General features: G+C 63.5%; 26 protein-coding genes and 1 pseudogene. 9 read left to right on the top strand and 18 right to left on the bottom strand.

Annotation, left to right across the window (positions count from 1 at the left end):
* Positions 1-113: 113 nt before the first annotated feature.
* The 3 genes from CXY82_RS17480 to CXY82_RS01485 all read right to left on the bottom strand — a co-directional run bounded on the left by CXY82_RS17480 (position 114) and on the right by CXY82_RS01485 (position 1801).
* Positions 114-728, bottom strand: coding sequence for an NAD(P)-dependent alcohol dehydrogenase (locus tag CXY82_RS17480; protein WP_199180847.1), 615 nt, complete (start codon positions 726-728; stop codon positions 114-116).
* Positions 725-1081 carry an alcohol dehydrogenase catalytic domain-containing protein gene (locus tag CXY82_RS17475; protein ID WP_198412245.1) on the bottom strand — a complete coding sequence of 119 codons (357 nt, stop codon included), beginning with the start codon at positions 1079-1081 and terminating at the stop codon, positions 725-727. The genes CXY82_RS17480 and CXY82_RS17475 overlap by 4 nt, the downstream gene beginning before the upstream one ends.
* Before the next feature lie 144 nt (positions 1082-1225).
* Positions 1226-1801 carry a DUF4386 domain-containing protein gene (locus CXY82_RS01485; protein WP_104100439.1) on the bottom strand — a complete coding sequence of 192 codons (576 nt, stop codon included), beginning with the start codon at positions 1799-1801 and terminating at the stop codon, positions 1226-1228.
* Positions 1802-1881: 80 nt separating this feature from the next.
* Between CXY82_RS01485 and CXY82_RS01480 the strand changes: the two genes are divergently transcribed.
* Entirely contained in the window at positions 1882-2562 is a 681-nt protein-coding gene (locus CXY82_RS01480; RefSeq protein WP_199180846.1) for a TetR/AcrR family transcriptional regulator C-terminal domain-containing protein, read from the top strand.
* A gap of 461 nt (positions 2563-3023) precedes the next feature.
* Here CXY82_RS01480 and CXY82_RS01475 read toward each other — a convergent pair whose 3' ends face one another.
* The 4 genes from CXY82_RS01475 to speB are packed head-to-tail and all read right to left on the bottom strand — an operon-like array spanning position 3024 to position 6527.
* Positions 3024-3704 carry a cyclase family protein gene (locus CXY82_RS01475; RefSeq protein WP_104169366.1) on the bottom strand — a complete coding sequence of 227 codons (681 nt, stop codon included), beginning with the start codon at positions 3702-3704 and terminating at the stop codon, positions 3024-3026.
* A complete protein-coding gene (locus CXY82_RS01470) occupies positions 3685-5061 on the bottom strand; it encodes a cytosine permease (protein ID WP_104100436.1) in 1377 nt (458 codons plus the stop codon). Before CXY82_RS01470 ends, CXY82_RS01475 begins: the two co-directional genes overlap by 20 nt.
* Positions 5062-5090: 29 nt before the next feature.
* Entirely contained in the window at positions 5091-5486 is a 396-nt protein-coding gene (locus CXY82_RS01465; protein ID WP_104100435.1) for a nuclear transport factor 2 family protein, read from the bottom strand.
* A 42-nt stretch (positions 5487-5528) separates the two neighbouring features.
* A complete protein-coding gene (gene speB, locus CXY82_RS01460; protein ID WP_104100434.1) occupies positions 5529-6527 on the bottom strand; it encodes an agmatinase in 999 nt (332 codons plus the stop codon).
* A 102-nt stretch (positions 6528-6629) separates the two neighbouring features.
* Here speB and CXY82_RS01455 point away from each other — a divergent pair, with 102 nt between their 5' ends.
* Positions 6630-7214, top strand: a complete 585-nt coding sequence (locus CXY82_RS01455) for an XRE family transcriptional regulator (protein ID WP_104100433.1) — start codon at positions 6630-6632, stop codon at positions 7212-7214.
* A gap of 36 nt (positions 7215-7250) precedes the next feature.
* Here the strand turns inward: CXY82_RS01455 and CXY82_RS01450 are convergent, their stop codons facing one another.
* Positions 7251-7472 carry a hypothetical protein gene (locus tag CXY82_RS01450; RefSeq protein WP_104169365.1) on the bottom strand — a complete coding sequence of 74 codons (222 nt, stop codon included), beginning with the start codon at positions 7470-7472 and terminating at the stop codon, positions 7251-7253.
* Positions 7473-7557: 85 nt separating this feature from the next.
* Between CXY82_RS01450 and CXY82_RS16880 the strand changes: the two genes are divergently transcribed.
* Positions 7558-7806 (top strand): hypothetical protein, encoded by a 249-nt coding sequence (locus tag CXY82_RS16880; RefSeq protein ID WP_134373144.1) that lies wholly within the window; start codon positions 7558-7560, stop codon positions 7804-7806.
* 405 nt (positions 7807-8211) lie between these two features.
* Here the strand turns inward: CXY82_RS16880 and CXY82_RS01440 are convergent, their stop codons facing one another.
* Positions 8212-8502 carry a hypothetical protein gene (locus CXY82_RS01440; protein ID WP_174721920.1) on the bottom strand — a complete coding sequence of 97 codons (291 nt, stop codon included), beginning with the start codon at positions 8500-8502 and terminating at the stop codon, positions 8212-8214.
* 706 nt (positions 8503-9208) lie between these two features.
* On the bottom strand, positions 9209-9865 hold the full coding sequence (locus CXY82_RS01435; RefSeq protein ID WP_104169363.1) for a histidine phosphatase family protein: 657 nt from the start codon (positions 9863-9865) through the stop codon (positions 9209-9211).
* A gap of 300 nt (positions 9866-10165) precedes the next feature.
* On the opposite strand from CXY82_RS01435, the gene CXY82_RS01430 reads away from it, so the two are divergent.
* A complete protein-coding gene (locus CXY82_RS01430; protein WP_104169362.1) occupies positions 10166-10558 on the top strand; it encodes a hypothetical protein in 393 nt (130 codons plus the stop codon).
* Between the two features lie 691 nt (positions 10559-11249).
* Here the strand turns inward: CXY82_RS01430 and CXY82_RS01420 are convergent.
* The 3 genes from CXY82_RS01420 to CXY82_RS16875 are packed head-to-tail and all read right to left on the bottom strand — an operon-like array spanning position 11250 to position 12456.
* Positions 11250-11546: a hypothetical protein gene (locus CXY82_RS01420; protein WP_104169361.1), complete on the bottom strand. Its 297-nt coding sequence runs from the start codon at positions 11544-11546 to the stop codon at positions 11250-11252.
* Complete coding sequence (locus CXY82_RS01415; protein WP_146069016.1) at positions 11543-11908, bottom strand: hypothetical protein; 366 nt, start codon at positions 11906-11908, stop codon at positions 11543-11545. Before CXY82_RS01415 ends, CXY82_RS01420 begins: the two co-directional genes overlap by 4 nt.
* Positions 11881-12456 carry a helix-turn-helix domain-containing protein gene (locus CXY82_RS16875; RefSeq protein ID WP_198411455.1) on the bottom strand — a complete coding sequence of 192 codons (576 nt, stop codon included), beginning with the start codon at positions 12454-12456 and terminating at the stop codon, positions 11881-11883. Before CXY82_RS16875 ends, CXY82_RS01415 begins: the two co-directional genes overlap by 28 nt.
* A 230-nt stretch (positions 12457-12686) precedes the next feature.
* Between CXY82_RS16875 and CXY82_RS01400 the strand changes: the two genes are divergently transcribed.
* Positions 12687-14588 (top strand): ABC transporter ATP-binding protein, encoded by a 1902-nt coding sequence (locus CXY82_RS01400; RefSeq protein ID WP_104169358.1) that lies wholly within the window; start codon positions 12687-12689, stop codon positions 14586-14588.
* Positions 14589-14825: 237 nt separating this feature from the next.
* Positions 14826-16541 carry a formate--tetrahydrofolate ligase gene (locus tag CXY82_RS01395; RefSeq protein WP_199180844.1) on the top strand — a complete coding sequence of 572 codons (1716 nt, stop codon included), beginning with the start codon at positions 14826-14828 and terminating at the stop codon, positions 16539-16541.
* A 75-nt stretch (positions 16542-16616) separates the two neighbouring features.
* Here CXY82_RS01395 and CXY82_RS01390 read toward each other — a convergent pair whose 3' ends face one another.
* The 5 genes from CXY82_RS01390 to CXY82_RS16870 all read right to left on the bottom strand — a co-directional run bounded on the left by CXY82_RS01390 (position 16617) and on the right by CXY82_RS16870 (position 22081).
* A complete protein-coding gene (locus CXY82_RS01390; RefSeq protein ID WP_104169357.1) occupies positions 16617-17912 on the bottom strand; it encodes a hypothetical protein in 1296 nt (431 codons plus the stop codon).
* 68 nt (positions 17913-17980) lie between these two features.
* Entirely contained in the window at positions 17981-18553 is a 573-nt protein-coding gene (locus CXY82_RS01385) for an RNA polymerase sigma factor (protein WP_233199112.1), read from the bottom strand.
* A gap of 382 nt (positions 18554-18935) precedes the next feature.
* Complete coding sequence (locus CXY82_RS01380; RefSeq protein WP_104169356.1) at positions 18936-19610, bottom strand: hypothetical protein; 675 nt, start codon at positions 19608-19610, stop codon at positions 18936-18938.
* Between the two features lie 312 nt (positions 19611-19922).
* Complete coding sequence (locus CXY82_RS01375; RefSeq protein WP_104169355.1) at positions 19923-20462, bottom strand: hypothetical protein; 540 nt, start codon at positions 20460-20462, stop codon at positions 19923-19925.
* 353 nt (positions 20463-20815) lie between these two features.
* The gene (locus tag CXY82_RS16870) at positions 20816-22081 is read right to left on the bottom strand and encodes an ATP-binding protein (protein ID WP_146069015.1); all 1266 of its coding nucleotides are present in this window, start codon (positions 22079-22081) and stop codon (positions 20816-20818) included.
* Positions 22082-22178: 97 nt separating this feature from the next.
* Here CXY82_RS16870 and CXY82_RS16865 point away from each other — a divergent pair, with 97 nt between their 5' ends.
* The 3 genes and pseudogenes from CXY82_RS16865 to CXY82_RS01360 all read left to right on the top strand — a co-directional run bounded on the left by CXY82_RS16865 (position 22179) and on the right by CXY82_RS01360 (position 25317).
* Complete coding sequence (locus CXY82_RS16865) at positions 22179-22568, top strand: hypothetical protein (protein ID WP_146069014.1); 390 nt, start codon at positions 22179-22181, stop codon at positions 22566-22568.
* 140 nt (positions 22569-22708) lie between these two features.
* Positions 22709-23907, top strand: a pseudogene (locus CXY82_RS01365) (IS3 family transposase).
* Between the two features lie 579 nt (positions 23908-24486).
* Complete coding sequence (locus CXY82_RS01360; RefSeq protein WP_233199110.1) at positions 24487-25317, top strand: hypothetical protein; 831 nt, start codon at positions 24487-24489, stop codon at positions 25315-25317.
* The last annotated feature ends 132 nt before the right edge of the window (positions 25318-25449 follow it).

The raw sequence follows: 25449 nt of genomic DNA, 5'->3' as shown, positions 1-25449 counted from the left end.
CAGTGGGATGCGTGGCGCACCTGGCTCGCGACCGATGGGGGGGCTCACCGCGCTGCTCATCGAAGCCCTCCGGTCCAACGGCTAAATGAGGTCGGGTCCATCCGCTTCCGAGATCAGACGCTTATCGCGACCTTTCCACGGGCGTGCTCGTCGACGAAGTACCGCATGGCAGCGGGCACCTCGGCATGCCCATAGATGCGATCGATTGCGGGGGTCACCCGCCCGGCCTCAATCAGGTCGCGTCGCTCGTTCAGCGTTTTCGTGCTGCCATTCTGGGTGAATGGTTTGAGTTTTTGGCCAATGAATGGCGATATGGCAACGGCTTTGAGGATGCGCCCCGTAGGCCCGACCACGCGTCCGCCTGTGCCACTGGAGAGCACGAGGACTCCCTTGGAAATGAGTGCGCTGCGCAATTCGGTCAGCGTGTGGTTCCCGATCAGATCGAAGATGACGTTGTGCCGAGCGGTTCCACGGGTGAAGTCGTCGCGGCCGTAATCGACGACGTGGTCGGCACCGAGTGATTGCACGAGCGCAGCGTTGGCGGCGCTGCTCACGGCGGTGACCTCGGCGCCGAGCGCCTTCGCGATCTGCACAGCGAAAGTCCCCACTCCCCCGGATGCCCCATTGACCAGCACCCGCTGACCGGGCGTCACCGAACCGGCATCGCGCAAGCCGACCAAAGCTGTCATCCCGGACAGAGGCACCGCGGCGGCTTGCTCGAAGGTCAAATTGACCGGCTTTCGCGCCAGAAGGGAGGCGGGTGCGGCGACGTACTCCGCAAAGGTTCCTGAACTGAGCTCTCGTAGACCTCGTCGCCCTGGCGGAAGGCCGTGACGTTGGTGCCGACCGACTCGACGACGCCCGCGACATCCTTGCCCCGCGTCATCGCTTTCGGTCTTCGAGTGCCGAAGGCCAATCGCGCGACAAGCGGTGTGCCCGACATGTGAATCCAGTCGGCATGGTTGAGGCTCGCGGCTACCACGCGGACGAGAACGTCGTTTTGACCAACGACCGGATGGTCGATGTCTTCCACTTTGAGCACTTCTACATCGCCGTAGTCCCGCTGAACTATTGCCTTCAAGATGTGCCTCCTAGTTCGGCTGCAGGGTACCGCTTACCGGTAACGTCTTTCGGCGCTGCGCACAGCCGGGCGGCGGTGACGCGACCGGTGGCCGGGCCGGAGCGGTGCCCAATCACGGCTGGCCTTTTGTGGGACAGGAGACGGTCATGCCCGAGCCGTTACGGCTGCGGTCGTGCCAAAGCCCCGCACAATGAGCCAAATGGCGAAGAACAGCTCGAACAGGCCACCCGGAACGGTGAAAACGAGGCTGGCACCCACTACGCCGGCGAGTTCGAGAAAGCACCCGCCCGCGAATAACGCGTAGCCAATAAATCCCCACACGGCCAGGAACCGTGGCACGAGGCGTGAGCGGTAGAGCGCAATGCAGAACAGCAGGCTACCGACGCCAAGGCCCGCCATCGCAATGTTGTATGCAAGGAAGTTGGTGCCGCCCATGCCTGCGAGTAGCGCGACCGCGCCGACCGCCAAAAACCCACCCTCGAAGATCCGGGTGGCGAGGTAGCTGGCCGCGATTCCGGGAGCGTGTGGCCAAAGGACAGGAAGCATGACAGCTCCGATCGCGATCACGGCCACCGAGTTCAACACCATGAGCACCACTCCTGCGGTGAGGAGGCCGCCGGGGGAAGCGGTCGTCGCGATAGAGCTTCCAGTGCCGTAAAGGAAAAAGGCGGCAAGCATCAGCGCGCCGACGGTGCGGGCAATTGTGCGTGTATTACTCATACGTTTCTCATCTCCAGTCGTCGCACCTTACGGTGTATGGTGAACAGTGCGAAAGTACCATACGGCGTATGGTGATGTCTATGGCGAAGCTTGAAGATAGAACACCGGTCACCCGTGAGCGAGCGATCAGGGTCGCCATGGCGCTGGCCGATGCCGACGGGATCGAGTTGCTCAGCATGCGCAAGCTGGCCGCCGCACTCGACATAACGGCCATGTCGCTCTACTACCATTTGAAGGACAAGGAAGATCTTCTCGACGGGATGCTCGACATCGTGCACTCCGAATTCGCGACGCCGAGTGCTGGGGACGAGTGGCGGGCGGCCATGCGGAAGCGGGCGGGGTCGACGCGCAGTGTCCTGGCACTGCATCCCTGGGCCATCAGCATGAAGGCCCGCACATCCCCTGGACCGGCGACCCTCGGTCACCTCGATTCGGTCATCGGCTGCTTAACGGCTGCGGGCTTCTCGATGGCCATGACGGGCCACGCCATGTCGATCCTGGACAGTTACGTGCTGGGCTTCGCCCAGCAGGAGGCCTCGCTGCCGCTCGACCCGTCCGGCGACATCGGCGACGCGACCGAAGCCATTATGGCGCAGCAGGAAGCCATGGCCGACTCCTTTAAGAACCTCGCCGCGATGGCAGTATCGCTGATCCTGCAACCCGGATACGCCTTCGGCAACGAATTTGACTTCGGTCTCGAACTGATTCTCGACGGTCTCGAAGTAGCCCTTCTCAGCGACTCCGTTCCTCCTAGTCAGTAACGTTCGGCCGGACAAGGCCAAACACCTTCCATCGGATGAGACCGGCGGACCACCGCTACGGACCTAACCGTCCCGCGACGGTCAACGTACTGCCCGAGAGGACAAAACACCCAGCATTCGAGACAATCCGACGCGCGTGAAAACAGACAAAACAGCTTGAGCGGCGTCGCTGAACACGAATTCGCAGCCACGAAGAGCCGCAAGATCCGCTTAAACCAGAAATCGCTCCTGAGAAGCCTCAGGAGCGATTTCCTTTTGTTTCGACCGGACCGTTTCGTGAAGAGTTTCGCGAACGGCCCTTGGTGGGCTGTTTACGAAAGCTAGCAGGGCGCGGATCGGCGGTGAGGGTTGAACTCCATTTCCTCCGCAGCCCTCATTCTTTTCCTCCCGGAAGGCCAGCGCCTGACCACTGACTCCCGATCTGACCCAGCGCGAGGCGCGAATTCATTCGCTGCTCGGCCTCAGACGAAGGCGACCGCGCGCACCGGCGCCCCGTCGCCGCCGAGTCGCAGGGGGAAGAAGCCGATCCGCACCTGTGACGGCAGGTCATCCAGGCCGCAGAGGTTCTCGACGATCAGCCCGCCGCGGCCCAGCACGACCTCGTGCACGGGAAAGGCGGCCGACGACGTGCCGGTCGGGTCGGGACTCAGCGTGTCGACCGCGAGGATCCGCATCCCGCGAGCGACGAGTTCGCTCGCGGCACCGGCATCGAGGGCCGGATGCCGCACTGCGCGTGCGTCGCCGAACCACCGCGCCCAGCCCGTGTCGATCACGACGATCCGGGGCAATCGATCCGGTAGCGGATGCTCCGCATTCAGCCGGTCCCACCCGTATACCTCGCCCTCGGCGAGCGCTCGCACCCGCACCACCAGCGCATCGCCGAGGAGCTCGTCGAGGGCCACATCGGCCATTGTCCGGCCACCGGCGACGGTATGGGACGGCGCATCTATGTGCGTCCCGGTATGAGACCCCATTCGCAGCCCCGTCACGGCCACCCCGTCGCGGTCGAGGTCCAGCGCGGCGTCGACGTGGACCGCCGGGTCGCCGGGATACACCGGCATCCCGTCGGTGATCGGGTGGCTGAGGTCCCGGAGCGCCGTGCGCGGCGGCGCTCCAGGGCCGTCAGCGAGAGGTGTCGGCATCGGCGAGATGCTGGCTGGGCTCGAAAGGCGTCCTGCTGCGGCGCGCGAGCGAGAAGGCCAAGTACACGGCGAAGGTCAGGAGGAATGCGGGAACGGTCGCACCGAACGGAAGCGGCCACACGTACGCCCACACGTAGGCGGACACCGCACCGACCACCCACGACGCGACAGCGAGCCAATTGATGCCGCCGGTGTACCAGTAGCGACCGCCTTGAGCCTTCAGGATGTCGGCGCTGTAGCTGCCGCGTGCGACGATGTAGTAGTCGACGATCATGATCGCGAAGATCGGTGCGAACAGGGCACCGATCGTGACCAGGAAGGTCGTGAACTGGGCCAGCAGACCGAAGAAGGTCGAACCGATGATCGAGATGAGCCCGAGGACGATCGCGGTGGGCAGGAACTTCACCCGGCGGCCGGGGAGCGCGTTGACCACGCTTGTGACCATGCCGTAGACGACCATCGTGTTCGTCGCCATCACGGATAGGAAGATCGCGACCGCGAACAGGGCGCCGAAGGGTTCGATGATCGTCACAGGGTCGAACGCCATCGCGTCGCCGCCCCGCAGGACGACGTAGCCGATCGCGCTCGCGCCGAGCGTCATCGAGATCACCGTCGACAGGGTGTAACCGATTCCCGAGCCGACCACGCCCGCGCGGGTCGTCGATGCGAAACGGTTGAAGTCGGCCGAGAGCACCGTCCACGATATGGCGGTCGCGACCACGACATCGAACGCCAGTCCCGGGGAGTAGAACGGCTCGAGCGTCGCCGGGATGGCCGCGAACTCTGCCGGCGGGAACGTAGAGAACGCTACGACGAAGATGTAGGCGGCGATCGCGAGGATGACCGCGGCGAACCACGGTTCCACCCGAGCGACTCCGGCGTGGCCGAAGATCGCAAGGATCACGACGATCGTCTGGCAGAGCACCGCGAAGATGACGGGGTTCGAGAACCCGGTCATCGACGCGACGATGTAGTTGAGGGCGATCCCGGCGAGCATCGCCTGCACCCAGCTCCAGCCCATGAGGATGACCACGTTGGCGGCCACCGGCAGCAGGCTCCCGCGCGTCCCGAACGGTCCGCGCGTGATTGCCATCGTCGGCAGGCCGGTGCGCGTTCCGATCGCACCGACCGTCACGAGCACTGCTGCTCCGACGATCGTTCCGCCCACGATCAGAGCGATGACGAGGCCGAACGGCACATCCGGCACGAAGAGCGTGCCGGTCAGAAGGGTGGTGACCACAAGGTTCGCGGCCAGCCAGATCATGAGTACGCGGCCGAGCGAGTAGGTTCCGCGAACCGGGCCCGCGTCATCTGAGTTGGTGTCCAGTCGGCGGTCGAGACGGGTGTAGAGCGACATCTTTGGGCTCCTCGATGAATAGGGACTGGTCAGGGCTGGGGTGACAGGTGTTCGTGGATGGCGATGAGACCGGCAGAATCAGACCGGAAGACGATCGTTTCGCGCTCCCGGTAAGACATGGGTCCGTCCGCGGTGCTCACGCTCGTGCTGACGGAGTGGGTGAAGACGGCTCCGCCGGGAAACGCCTGCACCGCGGCCGCGCTCGATGCGCAGGATTGCACGCTCCAGCCGCCGCCCACCCATTCCTCCCACATGGCTTCGTAGGCAGCCCGGTCCTCGATTCGCGCAGGTTCGGTGTGGAAGACGAAGGTTGCGTCAGGTGCGAAGAGTGAGAAGTAGCGCGGGCCGTCGGTGGCGGCGAACGCCTCGACGATGGCGGATGCCGCGGCACGGACTTCTTCGTCCGTTGGGGTGGGCAGTGTCATGGGTGTCTCCTGCGTCGGGCTTGTCGGTCGGGTTCGGGACTTCTACGTCAGGTCGGGGCTTTGTCGGTCGGGGTGGGTCACCCCAGGCGCCATCGCGCTCAGCAGCTCGTAGACGACGTGGCTGGCCGCGACAGCGGTCAGCTGGGCATGGTCGTACGCGGGGGCGACTTCGACCACGTCGGCGCCGATGATGCGCAGGTCGGCCAGGGCACGCAGCATCCGTAGTAGTTCTCGACTCGTGAGCCCGCCCGCCTCCGGAGTTCCAGTTCCCGGCGCGTGGGCGGGGTCAAGTACGTCGATGTCGATCGAGATGTAGAGCGGCGCGTCTCCGACTCTGGCGCGGATGCGTTCGACGGCGGCCGCGACGCCGTGCTCTTCGACGAATTCGCTCGTGACGATCGCAAAGCCGAGCCGGGCGTCGTCTTCGAGGTCGTCCTTCGAGTACAGGGGGCCGCGAATTCCAACGTGCATGCTCGCGGTCAGGTCGATGAGGCCTTCTTCGGACGCCCGCCGGAAGGGGGTCCCGTGAGTCATCGGCGCCCCGAAGTACGTGTCCCACGTGTCGAGGTGGGCATCGAAGTGCAATACCGCGACGGGCCCGTGCTGCGCGTGCGCGACGCGAAGCAGCGGCAGAGCGATCGTGTGGTCTCCGCCGATGGCGACTAGTCGGTCGGCGTGCTCGCTGAGCTGGCGCGCGCCCGCCTCGATCTCGGCCACGGCAGCAGCGATGTCGAACGGGTTCGCGGCGATGTCGCCGGCGTCGGCGACCTGCTGGGCGTCGAACGGGAAGACGTCCTGCGCAGGGTTGTACGGTCGCAGTAGGCGCGAGGCCTCGCGCACATGAGCGGGGCCGAACCGAGCACCGGGTCGGTAGCTCACTCCGCTGTCGAAGGGAATCCCGACGATCGCGATGTCTGCCCGCTCGACCTCGTCGAGCCGCGGGAGTCGCGCAAAGGTCGCGATTCCGGCAAACCGGGGCACGACACTCGCGTCCACCGGCCCGCGGGGCTCATCCGTCGCATCTTTGCTGAACGGTTGCATATTTGACAACTTTCGGTACGCTATAGACAACTACAGCGCTACCGTACGCTGCCCCGTGCAGATCGTCAAGGACGAATGTGTGAGCAGCTTCGAGGAGGAACTGTGCGCGCCATCCACCCCACCGCCGAAGGCACCGCGACACCCATCGGCGCCAAGCTGCGCTCCGCGCGCACCGCTCAGGGCATGTCACTCGCCCAGGTCGCTCAGACGACGGGCCTCAGCAAGGGCTTCCTCAGCCGGGTCGAGCGCGACGAGACGTCACCGAGCGTGGCAACGCTTGTCCAGTTGTGTCAGGTGCTCTCGTTGCCCGTCGGAGCGCTCTTCGCCGAGCCCGACGTTCACCATGTCGCGTACGCCGACGCTCCCCGGATCAACTTGGGCGGAGTGCACGCCGACGAGCGACTGATGTCGCCGCGCGGCGAGGAGCGGGTTCAGCTGCTGCGATCAGAACTCGAGCCGGACGCGCACGGCGGGACCGATCTGTACACGATCAACTGCGACGTCGAAGCGCTCCACGTCGTCTCGGGATCACTCACCGTGCGATTCGCCGGTCGCACCGTGGCCGTCCACGCCGGCGACGCACTGACCTTCCCCGGTCGAGAGCCGCACACCTGGCAGGTCGAGGGCGGCGAGCCGGCCGTCGTGCTGTGGGTCATCGTGCCCGCGCCGTGGAGCGGCTCGGCCTGACCGAGACCGTGTCGTATTCGAACCCCAGCGTCCAGATCAGCGCAGGCAGGGGCGCGGCCGCCCGAAATCGTTGAGGAATCCGCTGATGGCATCCAGGAGCCCGGCAGATAAAACCCTGTCCAGGTCGGGACCGAGGCCGGTCATCCACTTCGTCCCTTCCGCAGCGCGGTGGTCCGCCACAGCTTCGTCGACGCGTTCGAAGGCGACGCTCGGGCCGGCGAAGTCGAACTCGGCCGCCCGCAGCACATCCGGGTCCACGTCGACCGCTTCACACTAAAGCCTGTCCGCGTCTCACTCTGAACGTTAGGCTTGCTAACAGAACCCTTGAGATCGGAGGAGCAGCATGAATGGTGACGGCACACAGAGTGAACCGATCCAAGACCAGCATTCTCAATCGGACGAGGACAAGGTGGCGGGGATTCTCGCACAGGAGGAAGCTGACCTCGCCGGCCACAGTGAGCCCCAAGTCCTCGACGCGCTGCGTGAACGATTCGCAGATGCTGGACACACCGTGAGCGAAGAAGCACTCCACGAGCATGCGCGTCGAATCGCCGGCCTCGACCCGAACGATTTTTCCAGCAAAACACGGTGACTTCCTAACGACGATGCAGCGCCACCATCGCGGATGCCGACAGGGTTCTGCGTGGGCATTCAGGAACGGCGTAGGAACCGGATCAGAACCGCGGACCCAGGCCAGCGACAAACAGTAGCGTCGCCGCTACCGGCCGAGCACCCCTCGACATGTGCGAGTCCTCATCGCGACGGCGGAATCTGGACGGGGCGGCCTGGGTGCGAGCCTCTTCGGTCACCCCACTCTCGGCGAGCGGATCGGGGTTACTGCCCATCGAGGCGGCCACCCGTTCTCCACCGCGTCGACGCGGTCGGATGCCAGAAGCGGGAGCGAGTGACCTCTCACTCTCTCCCGGCTTCATCAGCAAGGGGGTCGTCCCGTCCCCTTCCGAGTATCGCCAGGAACAGGGATCGCAATAAGAATCGCTCAACGATGGTTCGGCGACCGCAAGGAGGTGCGCGAGGGAGAATGCTCCGCACGGTCCCGGATGCCCCGGAGCATCCGCTCGGTCATGAGGAAGCTCACCATCTCGATCGGCTCCACGAGTACCTTGGCCCAGTCGGTGAGGTACGCGTACCGCTCGCGAACGACAAGCCGCGTCGCCCCGTCGGTTCGAGGTTGAAGGACAAACGCCCACGTGAAATCGTAGGGCGCTCCGGCGCCCGTGCCGTCGAGGGCGATCGCCATCGCGCCGGCTAGCCCTCGCATCCACACCATGAGGTCACTATCTCACCCGTGCAAATCGAGGGCAACGGATGCCGCCACACTGGAGTCTGGCGCGCGCCCGACCTCATGGACTAACGACGCTCGAGCAATAGTCCGGCGGACACTGACTCGGATCGGACCCAGCGCGAGGGGCAAATTCATTCGCTGCTCAGCGGTGTCGACGCCCAAAGGGCAGGTCGATAAAACCACACCCATCAAGAAGGCGCGGAACGCAAACTTCCGCTGGGGCTGGGAAATCAATATCGCCGTCCGCGTCGACTCCGAAACCCCTGGGAAGCACCGGTTTCCCGGACTGGCCGTCGCCGCAGATCTCGCACACAACTCAAGAATCGCGACCGGAAACGGACGCGAGAACCCCATAAACCAGAAATGGCTACTGAGAAGCCTCAGGAGCAATTTCTTGCTGTTTCGACCGGACCGTTTCGTAATGAGTTTCGTAAACGGCCCATTTGGTGGGACTGACAGAATTTGAACCCGCGACCCCTTGAAGGCTCAGGCCTCAACTCTGTCTTCGCCGAACATCCCGCAATACTCGCGGATTCCCTTATGTCGACAGGGAACCGGGCGGTTCGCTGCCTCCAATTGTACTTTGTCAATTTGGGTCGAATCGAGATGAATGTGATGAGTAAATGATGACCATTTGAACCGTCGCGGTCGGCACCGCGATCCCACGTCCTTCAGCACCTTGGGTCGCGACTTAGGACTCTGAGGGCACCAAAGGCAGTTCGGCTCCGTAGTTCCACGACAAGATGGCCGGCTGCTCTCGGTAATAGCTCAGCACGGAGACTGATCCAGCATCCAGGCTGATTTGAGCACCGAATCGAGGGGCCATCCTCAGGTATACGGCGGTGAGAATGCGCAGGAAATGTCCGTGCGCAACCAGGGCGACATCTCCCTCCTCCATGGCAGGCAGCACCCGCGTGAGCACCCGCGACGCGCGGGCGGCGACCTCCTCCACCGTCTCACCAGGCGTTTCACCACGAATCACGCCGTGGGTGAATGCGCTCCAGTTGTAGCCGAGTTCACTGCGGATGTCCCGCGTCGTACGCCCCTCGTACCCGCCGTAGTCCCACTCAACGAGAAACGGATCGACCTCAGCATGAAGGCCAGCGAGCTCAGCGGTGCGTCGCGCACGCTGCAGCGGCGAGGTCAGCACGAGGGAGAAATCGTAACCGGCCACTAACCTGCCCGCGCCGCGGGCAAGTCCCTCTCCCCGGGCAGTGAGCGGAACATCCGTGAGCCCAGTGTGTTTGCCAGCCTTTGACCACTCCGTCTCCCCATGGCGCAAGAGAATCAGCTTCCCCGACGGGTTATCCGGAGCGGGGTGGCTGGGCAGCGGCTCGATCGTGAACATACGGCAACAGTAGTATCGCACCCCCGTTTCGATGGAGGTTCTTGATTGCTGGAAAGGCCAACGTTCACTCCTGCGGGTGTTCGAAGCGGGTGGGGGAACGGGCATCCCAGCCACCACGCGGCTACGGCCGTTCATGGTGAGCGCAGACGGCTCGGAAAGCGAAGAGCTGCTCGCCCACCCCGGAACAACGGATGTTTCAGGCAGCACTTACACGAGGACGATTCGGGATGAGAACGTGCCGGCAGGATTCTCCCGTCGCAACATAGTACTAGACAAGTCCGTCCTGGCGAGTGTCTAAAAATGCCGCAGAGTGCTAACCGTCTTGGCCGAGCCGACCTGATCGACGGCCTCCGGGACCTTGTCCAACGTCTGCAGGGCGACGGTTTGAGCACCGGTGTCTACTTCATTGGAGGCGCCGCATTGTCCCTTCGATACATCCCTGATCGTGGTCTCACCGACGATATCGACGCTGAGATTCGTCCCTCTTCCCGAGCGCTTGAGTACGCCCTCGAGATCGCCGACAACCGAGGGCGGGGTGGCGACTGGCTCAACGCCCACGCCGAGACATACATACCCATAGCGAAGAACCCCGGCTGGGAATCCCTCTACGACGATGACTTTGTGTCCGGGTGGGTGGCCTCACCGCCCGCAGCCCCGCCGGCTCCAGAACGGGGACCGTCCCGGAGCAACTAACGACCCACCAACGCCCCAGCCACCGGACACCACGCCAAGGCCAGAACCGGAGGGACATTCTCGCCCGTTGCTCATCATCTGCGGTTAACTGACCGGCGTCGAGGCGCTCGTCACTGCGAACCGAGCGACAAGCGCACCTCGACCTCGCGTTCGACGAAGATCCATTCCTCGGTGCTCCGCAACTCATCGNTGATGGAGCCGCCGGGCCACAGCTGGCAGCGAGTTCATGGAACGTCGGATGTGGTGGCTGGTTTCCTCGAAAATCTGCCGGCGTTCGTCTTGGGCCAGTTCCCACCACTCCTTTGACTTGGTGATGGGGATAAAGGAGGCGACGGTCGCGCCGGGTCGGCCCAGAGCCGGTGACCGCGCCGTCAACTCGGCCAGTTCGGCAGCGGTCGTGTAACGCTGATGACTAACGGTGCCGCGCAGGGTCCACCCCGGGGCGTCCGTGGCCGATGACCCCGACAACCATGATTCATCCTCTGCCGCTCCTTCACGAATCAGCAGACGCGCGGCGGCGGGGAGCCCATCACCGGTCACCGCGATGATGCGATCAATACGCCACTGGCCAGCATCGCCTGCAGTGAAAGTGACGGGTAGGGCGTCGGTCATTGGAACTCCTGACGGTATCGGCGACTTCGACGCTAACATCATCTTGAAAACCGCCCCAGCAGGCTCTGATGGCGTGCGATCAGGCATCCTCAGGTCGACGCCCCAGCGTCAGCCCAAAAAGGTTCGGCCGCCAGATCTGGGCCTGGCGTTCATCATGGTTGACGGTGACCAGCTCAGCCCGGTCGATTGCTTGGTTGGATCCTCGGGCTTCCAGGGGGGTGCCTCCTGTGACTCCTCGTCGTGCTGCGGCCTTCTCACCGACGTGCTCTGCGATGAGGACGTCGATGGTGGCACCGCCGCGGGTCCACCGGTGCTGATGGCCCTCTGGGCTTTCACCGGCGGACTCGAAGCCGACGTCAACGAGAGCTTTAGTCAAACGATGCCGTCCTCAGCGTCAATTGTCTCCCACTCGACGACGCGGCCGAGGGTCGGGACGGCGTCGGCCTTCGTGACCTCGAAGTTCAGCCACTTCGCGTCCCACCCATGCTTCAGTGCGACTCGTTCGGCGGCGGCAGCGACGGAATCGTCCGAGCCGGGGCGGACGTGAAGGACATCCAGGTCCTGCGTGGTCCCCCGATCGAAGTAGCACAGGGCGAGCGCCGCACCGCCCACGAGCCGGATGTCGGCCACCTCACCCGACTTACGAAGCTCGGCGACGAGATCACGGAGGCCGATGATGATCGCGTTGCGGTCCAGCGCGGTGCCGGACATCAGACGCTCGCGAAGGTATCTGCCCATGCAAGAACGCCGCGTTCGGCGAACTCGTTCGGCACGTCATCACGTTCGGGCGCGGGGTCGGCCGGGTCGACCCGAAACACGACAGGTTCGGTCAGTGCGCGATCGGGGTTGTTGACCCATCCAGGCAGCGGGATGTTCTCTTGATTGAGCCGCCATGCCACGAGAGCCGCGATGGCGGCATCCCACATATGATCGCCGGTGGGTTCCGGCTCCGTCAGCCCAAGGATTCCTCGAACGAGTCCGTGTTCGGCGATGAGATTATCGTTCAACTGAAGCAAAGCCCGGAGCGCGCGGTCTGTATCCTTCGCTCGAAGATGCTCTCTGATCGCCTCTGCGGAGCTGGCAGCGTCATCACGACGCGTGGGAGCGGCATACAGTCGGTGTCCGGCGCCGGCGAGCAGCCGATCGACCGTACTGTAGGCAGCATCCCGTCCACGCTCATGATGGGAGACGCTGGCCTGGTCAATGCCGGTTAGCTCTGCGAGTCTCGCCTGAGTGAGGTGTTTGCTCCGGCGAGCGGCGCGGACGAGAGTAGATGAAGCTGCCACAATCGTTTCCTCCTTATTTCCAATATGACTTGTGCATCATATTCTAGTGCGCACTCGATGCAACCCGTGCCTGAGGGTGCTTCTAACCCGGAGCCAGCGCACAGTCGTGGAATGACCGCGGACCCGACGCGGTCCTGACCGGCGCACCGCGCGTCACCTCGGCAGCCGCGTCGCAAAGCTCGGGCAAGTCGCCATCTAAACTGAGCTTGGTGCCCACGGAAGGAACCTCAATGAGCATGGAAGGCGCGGCCTGGAGCTCGCTACACAAGATCTCGACCGCCAGGGACGGCAAGCACGGCTTCTCCCGTGAGTCCGTGCGGCGGATCATGACGTTCGCGGTGCCCTACCGGTCCAAGCTGCTGATCTTCATCGCCCTCTCCATCGTGGGAGCTTTCCTCGCGGTCGCGACGCCGGTACTCGCCGGCCAGGTGGTCGACGTCATCGTCGCCCAGGGCGAGGTCACCACGATCGTTTGGCTCGCCGTCGTCATCGCCCTCGTGGCCGTGGCCGACGCCGCCGTGTCACTCGTGACGCGCTGGTACTCGGCGCGGATCGGCGAAGGCGTGATTTTGGACCTCCGCACCTCCGTCTTCAACCACGTGCAGAAGATGCCGATCGCGTTCTTCACCCGCACGCGGACGGGCGCCCTCGTGAGCCGCCTCAACAACGATGTGATCGGCGCCCAGCAGGCCTTCAGCGGCACGCTGTCCGGCGTGGTTACGAACCTCGTGGCGCTGATCCTCACCCTGATCGTCATGCTCAGCACGTCCTGGCTCGTGACGGTTCTCGCCGTGATCATGCTCCCCATCTTCCTGGTACCCGCGCGCCGCATGGGCAGCCGCCTCGCCGCGCTGCGCCGCGAGGCCGCCGATCACAATTCCGCCATGAGCACGCAGATGACCGAGCGCTTCTCGGCGCCCGGCGCCACCCTCGTCAAGCTGTTCGGCCGGCCCGACGAGGAGGCCGAGGAGTTCCGCGTCCGCGCCGCCCGCGTCCGCGACATCGGGGTCCGGACCGCGATGCTGCAGTTCGTCTTCTTCACCGCACTGATGCTCGTCTCCGCTCTCGCCCTCGCGCTCGTGTACGGGCTCGGCGGCTCCCTCGCACTCGCCGGCCAGCTGAATACCGGTGACGTGGTCACCCTGGCGCTCCTCCTTACCCGCCTCTACGCGCCGCTCACCAGCCTCGCAAACGCACGGGTGGAGATCATGAGCGCGGTGGTCAGCTTCGAGCGCGTCTTCGAGGTGCTGGACCTCGACCCGCTCATCAAGGAGAAGCCCGACGCCGTCGCCGTCCCCGAAGGCCCAGTGGCCGTCGAGTTCGATAACGTCCGCTTCGCCTACCCGTCCGCGGACAAAGTCTCCCTCGCCTCTCTCGAGGAGGTTGCCACGCTAGACACCCGAGGCGGCGAGGAGGTGCTGCACGGCGTGTCCTTCAGGATCGAGCCGGGGCAGACCGTTGCCCTCGTTGGTACGTCCGGTGCCGGCAAGTCCACAATTGCGCAGCTCCTCTCGCGCCTATATGACGTCGACAGCGGCGCCGTGCGCCTCGCGGGGACGGATGTCCGCGATGTCACTTTCGTCTCCATGCGGCACACCCTGGGCATGGTGACGCAGGACGGCCACCTGTTCCACGAGACCATCCTCTCCAATCTGCGCCTCGCGAGGCCGGAGGCGTCCGACGACGAGGTGTGGGACGCTGTCCGCCGTGCGCGGCTCGAGCCGCTCATCCGGTCCCTGCCGGACCAGCTGGACACCATGGTGGGAGAGCGCGGCTACCGACTGTCCGGGGGCGAGCGCCAGCGGATGACCATCGCGAGGCTCCTGCTCGCCCAGCCGCGCGTCGTCATCCTCGACGAGGCGACGGCGGCGCTGGACTCGACGTCTGAGGCCGCCGTGCAGGCGGCGCTTAGCGAGGCGCTCGAGGGACGGACGGCGATGGTGATCGCACACCGCCTCTCCACCATCCGCAGCGCGGACCTGATCCTCGTGGTTGAGGACGGCTCGATCGTGGAGCGCGGTACGCATGAGGAACTGCTGGCTGTGGGTGGGCGGTACGAGGAATTGCACCGGACCCAATTCGCCGTGCAGAAGAATGATGCGGCCGATGAGGAAGCGCTGAGCCGGACCTAGTCGCTGAGCTCGGTACCCCTGCCCCGAGCGCCTCGGAAAGTCGTCTCATCACGTTTCGTTTAATGGGGACTGATGACGACTTGATTGACTCTGACGAGCTCCAACGAGTCAACTGGACCCGGGGCAGTACCGCACGCCCCATTCGAACTGCTCCACGCCACGCCGGCACGATCCCGTGGCCTGACAGTACGCTTGGGTCACCAGGCCCCAGAGGCGCTGAGGCGCTGAGGAGGCACCATGTTCAAGCCATCTCGATCAATCACCACGGCGATGCCGTCGGATCTCGCTATCTCGCGCGCTGCGGCCCGTCGCCCGCTTGAAGAGGTTGCAGCCGACATGGGCATCGGTCCACACCTGCTGGAACCGCACGGAAGTGCAGCGTCGAAGATCTCCCTCGATGCGATCGATGAGCTCCGTGACCGTCCACGGGCCAAGTATGTCGTCGTCACCGCAATCACGCCGACTCCACTCGGGTCGGGCAAGACGACCACCGCGGTCGGGCTCGGTCAGGGCTTCCGGCACATCGACAAGCTCGGGATCGTCGCGATACGGCAGCCGTCGATGGGGCCGACGTTCGGCATCAAGGGCGGAGCCGCTGGTGGCGGCCACGCTCAGGTGGTCCCGATGGAGGCACTGAACCTGCACCTGACCGGCGACACGCACGCCGTTACCGCGGCCCACAATCTATTGTCGGCGATGATCGGCAACCACATCCACAAGGGAAACCGTCTCGGGTTCGACCCCCATGAGATCACCTGGCGACGTGTCCTCGACGTCAACGATCGCGAGCTGCGCACCATCATCACCGGGCTCGGCGGTCCTGACGACGGCAATCCGTTCCAATCCGGTTTCGACATCTCCGCAGCCAGCGAGGTGATGGCGTTGTTGTCGCTGTGCACGTCGTTGCGGGATCTCCGTGAACGGATGGGAAGAATCGTCGTCGGCTACAACCGCGGCGGCGAACCGGTGACCGCCGAGATGCTCAAGGCGGCCGGCGCCATGACCGCGATACTCAAGGACGCCATCAAGCCGAACCTGATGCAGACCGTGGAGCAGACGCCAGTGCTCGTCCACAGCGGTCCGTTCGGGAACATCGCCACCGGTAACTCCTCGGTCGTCGCCGATCTGATCGGCATCCAGGCCGGCGACTACCTCATCACCGAGGCGGGGTTCGGTGCAGACATCGGCGCGGAAAAGTTCTTCAATATCAAGTGCCGTGCCTCCGGGCTGGCACCGGATGCCGCCGTCATCGTCGCGACCGTGCGTGACCTGAAAACTCACTACCGGGTCGTCGCCGGCCGACCGCTGCCACCGGAGATGCTCGCCGAGAATCCCGACGATGTCATCGCCGGGGCAGCGAACCTGCGCCGGCAGATCGCCAACATCCGACGGCACGGAGTGACGCCGGTCATTGCGGTGAACGCATTTCCCACCGACTACGACAGTGAGCATCAAGCGATCATGGACGTCGCGGCAGAGGAAGGTGTGCGCGCGGCGATCAGCTACCACTTCACCGAAGGCGGCAGGGGTGCGGTCGAGCTGGCCGAGGCGGTTGCGGAGGCCTGCGCTGAACCGTCGGGCTTCCACCGGCTCTATCCCGACGAACTTCCCTTGGTCGACAAGATCGATGTGATCGCGCGCGAGATGTACGGCGCCGACGGCTTGGACCTCTCGCCTCTGGCAGCTCGGCAACTCGACAAGTACGAGCGGGCAGGCTTCGGCAGCCTGCCGGTGTGCATCGCCAAGACACACCTGTCCCTGTCGGCCGACCCCAAAATCAAGGGAGCACCCACCGGGTGGCGACTGCCGGTGCGTGAGGTGCGTGCGTCGATCGGGGCCGGGTTCATCTATCCCCTCTGCGGCGACATGCGCACCATGCCTGGTCTCTCGTCCGCACCGGCAGCCGAACGCATCGACATCGACGACAACGGCGAGATCGTCGGGTTGTCCTGATCGGCGGACCCGGCCGGGCACGTCGGGCTTCTCGATGAAGCCTTCCCCGCCCACGAACCGGCAGTGAACGATGGTCTAAAAAGCCCGGAAGTCGAGCATCGATTCCTCGACGGCGAGAACCGACCAGGTGCCGCCCTCGGCATCCGTGAACGCGTACGCGGGGACCACCAGGACGCTCCCGTCCGGCTGCCACTGGCTGGTGAGACCGAGCTGTGGGCTGACGATCTCAACCTTGTTCACGGGCCATGAGACCGAGGTACCGGCGACTGGTGTCGCGGGCGGCTCCATCGGCGCCACCCACTCCTCGGTCGTCAACGCCTGATCACGGAGGGCCATCGGCAGAACCGTCGGTGCTCCGCTGAACCGCGGGTCTGAGAGTCGTTCGAAGCCCTCTTGCTCACTTACCACCGGGTACATCCCCAGAGCAACGACGTCGGCGAGGGCACCGTTGGCGGAGACGACACCATCTTCTGCCATCTCCAATGACCAACCTTTGTCGAGCTGCTGCCCGTCGATGACCGGTTTTGCCTCGGCGGCTCGCGTGGGAGAGCCTTCCCACACCTGAGAGGTAAATTCGAACGCGGCAGGGTCCTGGCCGGCGGCGACGAGGAGCGCGCGAAGTGCTCCGATCGCAGCGTCTTCGCTGGGCGGCTCGCCGGTCGGCTCGCAGACCTGATCACCCTCGCACTGCCACGGGTTCACCTCCGGGTTCTGGAAGTAGAAGGACAGCATGCCGTCGAGACTCACTGACAGGCTCGGGGCGCTGCCGTCCTGCGGGCCGGCGACCCAGCTGCCATCGCGCAGTTCGACTGGTAACCCGATGCCGAGCGCCGCGGCGAGCGCGGTGACCTTGTCTGAGCTGGATGCCGAACGGGGGTCGTAGGCGTAGGCCTGAGCTGTGCCCGCCTGTGTGCCAAGACTGGACGCGCTGAAGGCGTTCCGGCCGGATCCGTAGGGGTAGGTCAAGGGAGACATCTTCTGGTCGGTAGCGGCGCCAGAGCCCACGGCTGGCTCTATTCCGCCTTGCGTGACGATTTCGGGGCCCCCGTTGGACTGCGAAGTGATGGGCGGTGCAGCGCCGTCGGCGAGGCTCATTGGCCCGCCTGTGGTCGCTCCGATCCCGTATCCCGCGCCACCCACGATCGCAATCGACGCCGCGACCGCGACGAACGGGAGCCAGCGTGGCCGTCGGCTTGCTCGTGCCTGGGCCAGGTCGGCCGCGGGTGTCGATCCGGCCATCGGTTCAGCCTCAGAACCGGTCATCCGAGCGACGACCTCGTCGGCGAACCCGGCACGCGCCTCGACATCCCCCGCTGGGTCGGCGGCACGCAGCCGGGCAACCAGGTCTCGTTGTTTGTCGTCGTCGTTCATATCGATCAGCCTCCGGAATTTCGGTTCACCTGTTATATGTGCGGGGCGTGCCGAATCTTGCAGAAGCCCTAGAACGACATCCGCTCGCCCCAGGCTTCTCGCAATCGCTTACGCGCGCGCGACAGCGCGGCGTCGGCCCCGGATCGGGAGATACCGAGCACCTCGGCGAGCTCGGCTCCGTCGAGACCCTCCCACGCGTGGAGGAGAAGGATCTGCCGGTCGCGCTCCCCCACGCTTGCAAGCGCGCCGCGGAGTTCCGCATCGAACAGGAGGTTCAACTCCGGATCGCCGTCGACTCGCACTACGCCCGACTCGGGCACCTCGTCGACGGGAAGATCGATGTGCTTCCTGCGCGAATTCGCGAGCGTGAATCCCGCCGTGCGATACAGCCACGGCAGCACCGCCTCCCGTGGCAAATCATTGCGGCGTCGCCAAGCCGTCGCGAAGACCTCAGCGGCCAGGTCCTCGGCATCCTGACGCGGTCCGCGGCGGGCGAAGTAGCGCACGAGCGCAGTCGAGTGCGCCCGGACGATCACGGTGAACCAGTCGACGTCGGCCGCCGTCTTGGGCGGGTCCGCGCTGTCAGGCATCGCCGCTCCCTCGCTCATGTCGGCGGTGGCTGGGGTGTTGGCGATCCTCACATACTGAATATGTCGCTTCCGCCGTAAGTCTTGCACGCAGCGCCCCGAATTTTCGGAGGTCGGGTCACCATCCTGCTGACGAACTTCAACCCCCGCAAAAATCCCGCTCACAATTCAAGAATCGCGACCAAAACCGGACGCGAGAACTCCTTAAACCAGAAATCGCTCCTGAGAAGTCTCAGGAGCGATTTCTTCTTGTTTCGACCGGACCGTTTCGTGAAGAGTTTCGCAAACGGCCCCTTTGTGGGCCGTTTGCGAAAGCCAGCAGGGAGAGGATCGTCGGTGAAGGTGGAGCTCCATTTCCTCCACAGCCCTCATTGTTTTCCTCCAGGAAGGCCAGCGCCTGACCAGTCTCGGATCGGTCCCAGCGCGAGGCGCGAATCTATTCGCCGCTCAGCGGCGTCGACGTCCAGTGCAGCTTGTTCGAAGTGGGATAGGGCAATCGCTTGGTTCGCGGATCGAAGTCAGCATCCGACGCGTTGATCACAAGCGGGCGGACTCCCCTGGCAACCATCGCGGCACGATCCGACCCGCCTAGTTCTTCAATCAGCCTCTGACGGACCGGCTCGATCGCCTCGAAGAGGAGATCATCCACAGCCTCCACGAGTTCAAGGAAGCGGCTCACCATCGGCGGCGGGAGCGTCTGAGAATAGGTCGCTGCCGTCACATCTCTCACCCGCAGGGTGCCCGCATCAAGGATTCCAACGGGGAAGGTCGTGTAGAGCTCAGACTGGGAATGTGCAATCGTGGTGTTCCTGAACGCGCCAACAAGCCAATGGAGGTCCTGGAATTCGGCAGGGATCACGATGTGCTTTGTCAGAGGCTTTCGCACCTTTGAGTCGAAGAAGGTCCGACAGTAGGCGAGAGAAGCGAAACCGATCAGGTATGCCGCCGCATCCCGAAGTGGGGATTCTTCCCCGGCCCCGCTCGCAAGCTCGAGGGCATGACGAGCCTCACTGAGGTCTACCCCATAGCTGGAAAGTTCCACGAACAACCGCGCGTCTGGGAAATCCGGGATCATCACGGTCTCGAAGGCTGTCACGCCGCCGTTGCTCACAAGACCATCATCTCTGACACCGTCTACCGCAACGCAACTACCGCCGCAAACAGCTCCGCAAGCACGTCATTCTGGTTATGCCAACGAATGAGCCGCAAACACGACGGGTGACTGACTAGGCAGATCATGATGTCCGGTCCTCAGGAACGACACGAGCAATCGATAAGGCCCTATTGCAGAGCCCGCTGCCGGAAACCGTCCTTCGCGACCGGCAGAAAAGCATTTACCGTGTTGACGTTTTCCTCAAAGCTTTCGACCATCAAGGCTGTCAGCTTTCCTTCGCGAGCAGCTACGCAGAGCACAGATCCGAGGCTAGCTTCTTTTGCGAAGCCCCGCGATAGCTTCTGGTTTCGTGAGATCGATGAAGACCTTGATCTCAGCCGTTCGCTCGCGGCCTCCGGGCTCACTCCACGTCACTGTGCCTGTGTAGCCGGGCCAAGCGAGCCCGCCATTCGTGTTCAACGTTTTCGGGCTAGGCCAGTTGGTACAGAGCGCCAGCGGTAGGGAGCCGTTCGGAGTTAGCTGACCGGCCACTGTTGCCGTGAGGGTCTTTTCGCTGAGGAAATCGAACGGGTTCTTAAACGAAACGTGAGGGTTCACTGCAACGCCATTGCCCACGTTCTCGATCGTCCAACCGTTGTAGACACCGCCGCCTGTGGAAGGCTCGCTTCCCACCACGAGCATCCGGGCCTTCCCTTTGTCGGGCCGAGCCCCATAAGCGGTGAAGCCCATCCAAAACGTCGCGATGGCCGCCAGAAGGGCAAACGCCGCCGCCACAATACTGATCCAGATAGAAATCCAAGGATCAATGATCGTAGCGGCCTTAACAATGACTTCCCCCAAAGTAAACATTCGATGAGCTTATCGGTCGTTGGAACACGATCCACCGTGACGACCAACTACCTAGCCCGTTCCGGCTGGTTTGGTAGGCGGCCGGCCGAAGCCCTCGTCGCGGCCGGGCAGGACCTCACGGTGCGTGCTGCCCCTGGAACGCGGAGGACGAACCGGGCGCGACGCGAGGCGGTGAAGAGCGCGGCGGTCCGGGGCCAGATCCAAAGTCACGTCGGCATCGATACGGCGCCGTGCTTGATCTTCATTCATAGCTACAGGGGTGACCACAATTTATCCCAGGCGTCGGGACCGCCGAACCTGTGTCCTAGCGCGAGCGCACGCTAATCGGTCCAGCCCGATGTCCGAATTTGGAACTAAACGTCCGGCAAGTCCCAACTCCCGTAACCCAAATAAAACGCGAGAAATGGGTCGGCAATCGAGAGCACGTCCTCTTTGTAGGCGATTGCCGCGTCGGTTCCATCACGATTGTCTTCGGCGATGCTTGCCAGCTGTTTGAGCGCCTGCGTTATCTGCTGACTTCTTGTCGGATCAGACTCGATAAATTTTTCAACGGCACCTGTGAGGACCCGGTAATGATATTCGCGTTTCGGAAGGAGGTCAGAAATCCCCAGGAGAGTCAAGCCATAGATGTCGGTAACGCGACCGTCGTTTAGAGTGCGGGCGGTGCGTGGCGTACCCCGCGTCGCAGCGCCCTGTTTCAACTTCGGAAAGACGCCCGGCTCATGCCGGTCAGCGACACTACGGAAGAGGCTCTGCCAAGATGTGGGTGGGGAAAGGTCGTATCCTGCCTCACGTGATTCGTAAAAGTCGTTATCCCAAAGCAAGTCCTGGCACAACTGCTGCATCAAGAAAGGTGCCCCAAAGCTAGCGTCCGCTAACTCTATTGCAACTACATCGTGGGGGTCCGCGACACTGAGTACCTCAAATCCCTTTCTAGCAATCTGAACGAGCTCGTCACGATCCCACCCCGAGACTTCTACTTTCCACACTCGGCCATCCATATCGCGGGTTGACCGCACTATGTCGAAGGCCTCATGTGGCACGGCGATCATGATGACGCGCGTCTTCAGGATGAGTTCCTTGACTGCCAAAGTCACAGCCTTGCGCACCCCTTCGTCTATATAGTGAAAGTCGTCAACAACGATCGGTACCGGCGTGTGCGCAAGGTACTCCAAGACTGTGCTCGCGGCCGTCCGAATGTGCGACCCGCCGACCTGTTCATTTCTCTCGAACTTCGGTCGCAGAGACAGTTTCGCGCGGAGAAACCCTGGAACGGAGCCACTAATTCCTGCGTCTACGGCAACACTGTGGCCGGTCCCTTGACGACGTTCCACTGTCGTATATGCATCGAGACGATCGACAATTGTGGACCAAAAATCATCGACGCTCGCGATGCGGTTACCGCTAACCCATACAGCGAAATCACGTGGGAGAAGGTGCTCCACGAGAACGGTCTTGCCAGCTTTGCTTGGACCGGATATGACAAGACACTTGCCCCGCTGCCGGAGGTACCGCGTAACTTCGGACTCCAAAGCTTTACTCGCGCGCGGGTTGTATGTCACGTCCGGATAGTTGCCTGCGATAAAAACATCAGCGACTTCGATTGGCTCGTATGACATTTCGCCACGCTAGCAGTTGGATGGGTTTCGCACGGGATCTACCTATGCCTACTCCTGGGCAACCGGGACTGTCCCGAGTTCAGTTGAAATAAAGGTAGTGTCTTCAGTTGGCCTTGAGGGCCACGTTTATTGTCTCAAACTCGATCGGGGCGAGCAGATACAGATCAGCCTTGAGTTCGACAGCACAGAGTCATTGACGTCGTACCTACCAACTGAAACGGTCGGTCATGCATACGAAGTAGAAGCGCTGCCGGTGTCGTCGGCGATCGGCACGACCGGCCGCATCCGGTGGAATTCAGCACCAGGCGAAGGTTTGCTGCCAACGGGCGAGGCCCGTTGGAGTGTTCCGAGCGCACAGGCAACAGCACAGCTCAATTTGCTCATCGCCGGTGCGTTGCTCGGCATCGCCGCCTCTGTTGCAGTGGAGCTACTTCTGGAGTTTCTCCGAAGCTTCCGGCAGAAGCCGACACCGCCCCGACGGACATGAATAAGACGACGATTCAGCTTTCGTGTGACAGAACTTGGGGCAGATGATCGTAGTTCAGTCTGTTGAGTCTTCTGAGCGCACTACGAGGTAGCACGTGAATATGGCCTTGACCCCGGATGGTGGACACCTCACAAGAGAGAATGTTCATCATGGGAAACACACGCCGGGAGTTCACTCCTGAGTTCAAAGACGAGGCCGTCAAGCTGGTGATCAACACCGGTCGGGCCGTCGCAACCGTGGCCCGCGAGCTCGGCATCAAGGAAGCCACTCTGGGCCGGTGGGTGAACCTGTTCAAGGCCAGCCAAGACGCCGGCGAGGCCGGGATCACGGAGACGGAGAAGGCCGAATTGCTGCGGCTACGCAAAGAGAACGCCGACCTGAAACTGGACCGGGCGTTTCTAAAAAAAGCCTCCCTCTTCTTCGCCCAGGAAGCCTCGGATACGAACGCCAAGCGTTCGCACTGATGCTGGTGGAGAAGACCAACTTCAGCATCGTCCGCATGGTCCGCCTCCTCGCCGTGTCCCGGTCGGGCTACTACGCCTGGCTGGGCCGCAGCCCGTCGGAGCGGGCGGTCCGGCGGGAGAACATCGAGCAGAAGGTCGCCTGGTTCCACAGCGACTCAGACGAGGTCTACGGGGCCCCGCGGATCCTCGCCGACCTCCGCGCCGATGGCGAGATCATCTCTCGCAAGACCGTGGCCACGACCATGCGCCGCCTGGGATTGGTGGGCATCAGCCCCAAACGGTGGCGCACCACGACGGTCAGCCAGGCCGAGGACGCCTACCCCGTCGACGCCGTCAAACGGCAGTGGGATACCGGGGCCCTGAACCAGGTCTGGGTGGGCGATATCACCTACCTGCGGACCTGGGAAGGGTGGCTCTACTTGGCGACCGTGATCGACGCGCACTCGCGCCGTGTGATCGGCTGGGCCATCGCCGACCACATGCGCACCGACCTCATCCAAGACGCCCTGATCATGGCCATGGCCCTCCGCGGTGAACGGCCCGAGCAGGTCATCTTCCACTCCGATCGCGGCACCGAATACGCGTCAGCGCAGATCACCGCGTTCGCGAAAGCGCACCGAATCACCCGTTCGATGGGCTACACCGGGGTCTGCTGGGACAACGCGATGGCGGAAAGTTTCTTCGCCACACTCAAGACCGAGTTCTACCACCGACGCGTCTGGCCCAGCAAAAACAAGGCATCCAGAGAGGTCGGCGCCTGGATCGAGGACCGCTACAACCGTCGCCGCCGGCACACATCCCTCGGCCAGGTCAGCCCCGTCGACTTCGAGCTGCGATACTCAAACCAGAACGCGGTCTTCGCTAAAGCCGCATAACCCCGTGTCCACTAACCGGGGGCAAGGCCAATAGACGGAAAGCAGCACCTCGTGATTCACCGCGGTTTCGCTTTCGCGCTCGGCTGTTAACACCGTGAGCAGAACGGAGGGCCATTGACAGTCACCGGAGGCACTCTCTAGGTTCGTAAGTGCCCGATCCCTCGTGCACTGCGCTCCTCGTCGACGTATACGAGGCGAGGGTCCGTACGTGAACGAACGGCTCTTCATCCTGCTAAAAACGCCATCGCAGAGGGACGGTTCCAATGGTCGACGCACTCACGGCAACTGATCAGGCCATCGTTCGAGCGATCAACACGGACTCGATTGACGCGGAAAATCTTGTAAGCCGAGAGGGCTGGATCCGAATCTGTGCTGTCCGAGGTCGCCACTACCGCGCCGTTGACGAGGAAGCGTGGCAGGATCTCTGCGCCAAGCGCGGATACTTGCAGCTCCGACGTAATTCGCGCGGGTTCTGAAGAGCGAACTGAGGTGGATAGCACGCCCTTCTGCTTAGTGAATCGCTGCCCAGTCGGGGGCTTCTCGACTCTCTCTAGTGCCGCCCCATCGCATGCTCGGGTGATGACGACGTCCTCGATTCCCGACAGCAACGGGGTCACCGAGCAGGCAGCCCCCTCACTCGCATTTGCCAGGGACGGCACGGAAGACCGCGCGATCGGGTTCACCCTCAACGGGATACAGCATGAGCTCGCGCGTGCGACCGTGTCAGCGCGACTCACGGAGGCGGCCCCAGAAGTCATCCTGAAGCATGCAGTTCGCGTCAACGCCATCTGGTTCCCGGTCATGCAAGCATTCGAGACGGCGACCGGCATTCCCCGGGCAGATTTCAAGTCTCGGGCCGCCAGGAGACACCTCGCGACCCTCGGCGACGAGATCCGGGGCGAGATCAGTCCACCCGCTTCGGAGCCCGCCGATGTGCCAGCCACATCACCATCACCGCTGGTCGATGAGTCGTGGCACACCGAAGCGAACGTTCAAGCGGCAATCGTCACCTGGTTGGCTGGTCGCGGATGGCGCATTCTGTCGGTCGCGAACACTGCGACGAGGGAACACGGCATTGACGTCGTCGCAGCGCGGGGAGACGAGACCGTTGGCATCGAGGTCAAGGGCTACCCGTCCCGGGGTTATGCCGATCCGGCCCGGGCCGGCGAAACGAAGCGCACCTCACCGAGCACGCAAGCGGGTCACTGGTACGGGCAGGCCCTGCTCGCTGCGATGAAACTGCGCGGGAAGCAACCCGACGTCCAAAGCGTCGTTGCCCTTCCGGATTTCCTGCGCTATCGAACGCTCTACGCCGAGACGAAGTCGTCCCTCGACGCCGCGGGCATCTCGATCTGGTGGGTGGATTCCCAGCAGGCCGTCACCGCGGACGGCTGCAACCCCGAGCTCTGAAACGTTCAAACCGCCCGAGGGTTTGGCCGATAGGACCGGTTATGTCAGCAGGTAATGCATCTATTGCAGGAATTGCAGAATAGGACTCCCCTGGTATTTTTCCGCCGGAGCGCCGGCCGCGTCAGGAACTTC

This window comes from Cryobacterium sp. M23 (assembly GCF_002929655.1).
GTDB lineage: Bacteria > Actinomycetota > Actinomycetes > Actinomycetales > Microbacteriaceae > Cryobacterium > Cryobacterium sandaracinum.
The sequence above is the reverse complement of the archived record's forward strand: the minus strand, read 5'-3'. Positions and strand labels throughout refer to the sequence as shown.